Source organism: Sphingomonas populi (assembly GCF_004208535.1).
Taxonomy (GTDB): domain Bacteria; phylum Pseudomonadota; class Alphaproteobacteria; order Sphingomonadales; family Sphingomonadaceae; genus Sphingomonas; species Sphingomonas populi.
This window is the reverse complement of sequence record NZ_SGIS01000105.1, coordinates 1-3,671: the sequence shown is the minus strand read 5'-3', so window position 1 is coordinate 3,671 and position 3,671 is coordinate 1. Positions and strand designations below refer to the sequence as shown.

General features: G+C 58.2%; 2 protein-coding genes. Both read right to left on the bottom strand.

Going from position 1 to position 3,671, the window contains the following annotated elements:
* Positions 1-235: 235 nt before the first annotated feature.
* On the bottom strand, positions 236-2,113 hold the full coding sequence (locus EWE75_RS24040) for an AMP-binding protein (protein WP_130160558.1): 1,878 nt from the start codon (positions 2,111-2,113) through the stop codon (positions 236-238).
* A 357-nt stretch (positions 2,114-2,470) separates the two neighbouring features.
* Positions 2,471-3,031 carry a VOC family protein gene (locus tag EWE75_RS24035; protein ID WP_130160557.1) on the bottom strand — a complete coding sequence of 187 codons (561 nt, stop codon included), beginning with the start codon at positions 3,029-3,031 and terminating at the stop codon, positions 2,471-2,473.
* Positions 3,032-3,671: the final 640 nt, after the last annotated feature.

The following is a 3,671-nucleotide window of genomic DNA, read 5'->3' as shown; positions in this document are numbered from 1 at the left end:
CGCGCCTGGCTCCGCAGCCTCCGGTTCAGCGGCGATTTGGATCGATTTCGTAGGACCGGCCACCAGCCCTGCATAGCGTGCCGACGCCTACTTCGCTACCGATGCCCCACACTTCCTCATGGTCCCCAATGTGTATCGATATAGTAACACACTGTGCCGATTGACGACCCCCGCCCAGAATCAGAAAACGCCGTCCGTGTGGATCCTCAATGATTCAGAAAGCGCGGAAACCGCTCTAGCCACTGTCTGACTTGGTTTGAAAGAGGCCTTTCAGCTCGTCGAGGACGCCGCCATCCTCGATCGTTGCCGGCGTCTCCACCGGCTCACCATTGACCAGCTTGCGCAGCGAAGCCCGAAGTATCTTGCCTGATCTCGTCTTCGGCAGGGCGCGAACAATGTGGACAGTCCTCAGCGCCGCCACGGGGCCTAGCTCGTCGCGAACGCGCTGGATAATCTGATCCGCCAACTCGGCACCGAATTGTGGGCCGGACTTGGTCACGGCAAAGCCGATCGGAACCATGCCCTTGAGTGCATCGTCGGCGCCGATCACGGCGCATTCGGCCACGGCCGGATGGGCGGCGACGATCTGTTCCATCTGACCGGTGGAAAGGCGATGGCCGGCCACGTTGATGATGTCGTCGGTCCGGCCCATCACGCAGAGGAAACCATCTTGGTCGATGTGGCCGGCGTCGCCCGTTTCATAGTGTCCGTCGAAAGTGGCGAAGGACCTTGCGTAGCCGGCGGGGTTGTTCCACAGCGTCCGATAGCAGCCTGGCGGCAACGGCATGCGGATCGCCACCGCGCCCGTACTTCCGGCTCCAACCTCGTGCCCATCCTCTCCGAGTATCGCAAATCGGTAGCCGGGAACCGGGAAGCCCGCGCTGCCATGCCTGCGTCTCAGGTCGCCGAGGCCGAGACAGGTCGCAACGGCTGGCCAGCCCAATTCTGTCTGCCACCAGTGATCGATGACCGGCAGCCCAGTCACCCTCTCCGCCCATGCGAGCGTGTCCGGGTCCGCACGTTCGCCCGCGAGGAAGATTGCCCGCACGCCGCCAATGCCGATTAACTTCAGATATTGCGCTTCGGGGTCCTCCTTACGGATGGCCCTTAGCGCGGTCGGTGCCGTGAAAAGGATATCGACGCTATGTCGTGTTACCATTCGCCAGAACGCACCGGCGTCGGGCGTCCCTACGGGCTTACCCTCATAGAGGACGGTGGTGCCGCCGGCCAATAAGGGTCCATAGACGATATAGCTGTGCCCAACGATCCATCCCACGTCCGAAGCCGCCCAAAATGTGTCGCCAGGTTTGAAACCGTAGATATTGGCAAGGCTCCAGGTGAGCGCGACCGCATGTCCGCCATTGTCGCGGACCACACCTTTGGGGGTGCCCGTCGTTCCCGAGGTATAGAGTATATAAAGCGGGTCTGACGACCGGAGCGGCACACAGGGCGCGAGCGACGCATCTTTTAGATGCGTCGCCCAGTCATGTTCATTCGGTCCAGATATCTGGGCCTGGTGCACCAGTCTTTGCACGACTACCACATGATCGACCTCATGCTCGGCGATCTTCCGAGCCTCATCCAAGAGCGGCTTGTAGGGAATGACACGCTTTCCCTCTATGCCGCAGGATGCGGTCAACAGCACGCGGGGCTTGGCGTCATCGATCCGCTTGGCCAATTCCGGAGGGGCGAATCCGCCGAAAACGACCGAGTGGATCGCACCGATGCGGGCGCATGCCAGCATGGCGAAGACCGCTTCGGGTATCATCGGCATGTAGATAATGACCCGGTCGCCCTTCTCGACGCCAAGCCCCTGCAGCATACCCGCGGTTTTTGAGACGGCCTCCAGCAGGCCCGCATAGGTTAAGCTCTCGGACGCACCCGTATAAGCACTTTCATAAATCAGAGCCGCATTGTCACCCCGCCCAGCCCCGACATGACGGTCAACAGCATTGTAGCATGTGTTGAGCTCACCATCCGCGAACCAGCCATCCTCCTGGGAGTAGGCGATGGTCGGTGGCTTCGTCCAGCTGACGGCGTCCGCCGCCTCCATCCAGAACGCTTCGGACCGCTTGATGCTGCGGTCATAGGCTTGACGGTATTCCTCTGACATTTGTACCCTTCTCGCTGCTTGAGCCCTCTTGCGGTCGGCGAAGCAGCGGTTGCCGCCGACCTTTCGGCACCTCAAGCAATATTATTGTGACCACCTGGCCTTGATCGAATTGCACCGTCTTCAAGGGGGAGGCAGATAAATCCGCCGATCCCATGGAGCTTGCCTGGAGGCACTTCCTGTCGCCCAGAGACACTGCCCGTCTTCAGACATTTGCCCGCGGCAAGGCAAGGGCCTGACGATCAGCTCAGCCAACCAACCGGGCTCAGCGCCCTTAATCTCCGCACATGCCTGCCAGCCACATTATGATGCGGCCCGAGCAGCCACAGCCGCAAAACAGCATAGCTTCCAATAAAGCCGTTAGATGAACTCGCTCAACGAGCGGATGGGATTGGTCCCATCCCACTTTGCGCATTCGTCTTTAATTCGTTGGAAAAGCGCTCCGGTACCTGGTGCATATTGAGCAAATTCGACAAAATGGGAGCCGTCATGTGGCATTTGAGTATAGATGACGTCGGCGGACGCCGTACTCATCTGCTGATCGATGCGCAGCCCTGCGCCAGTGCACCGTTCGCGGATGTCAGCGATATCATCGACCAGGATGCAGACGTGATGAATTCCTGACTGCGAGCCATCCATCCATTTGCGATAGACAGACGGCAGATCATCATGCTGTTGAATGATTTCGATCTGCATGTCGCCCCAGTAGGAAAATGCAAGCGTGAGTTCCGCCTCAAGGTTTCGCCCCTGATAATCATAGGGCACCTTGACATGGTCAGCCACAAAGAAGGGGCCGACGCCGAGAGCACTCCAACTCGAAACTGCCTTTTCGAAATCGACTTCTACATAGGCGACCTGAAAAATTGGTCCCAAATCTTTGATGAATTGGGTCGGGGGCAGAAGTTGCTTTTTGATATCCATAATGCGACTCTTTCCATTTCGCCTTGTGAAGCCTTCGGCACTATCGCAGTTTGGCCGTCATATTCGGGCGGTAACAGCTCCCCCCTAGCGACAACCTCGCATAGGCTTGCAACAGCAGACTACCCAAGGTCGGAAGGCGGCGCCGACGAAAGGCGAGATCTGGTTGAACCCGGCCGAAGCTGGCATCGTTGGTAGAAGGTCGCCATCGAGATAAAGCTGCGGCACCTCCGTTTCATCGTTTCTTCCCGCCAAATATGATGCTCACATCTTTGGAAGCGATGCGAGCAACCCGATGTACCGCACTTCTAGCGGCGAAACGGGGCACGTGCCGAATGTTTGCGTTATATTGATTTATATATCAAATATTTTGACCGGTCAACGCGCGAGCTCAAGGTTCATGAGGAGAGTCCAAACGGCAGTAGCGGTTTGTGATCACCGGCCACGGAGTCTCCTCCAGCACGGTCCGTATCATCTCTAGTGCACTGACCCAATCAGGTGATTCACAATCGGTTAGTTTCGTGCGAGTCTGGCGGGATGTCCCAGATCGTATGTGTGATCGTAAACTCTGAAGATGCTGCGCGGTTGGCGTCGGTGGTCGCCGATCGAAACGGTTCGCTCAAGCATATCCAGCGCGCCAGGA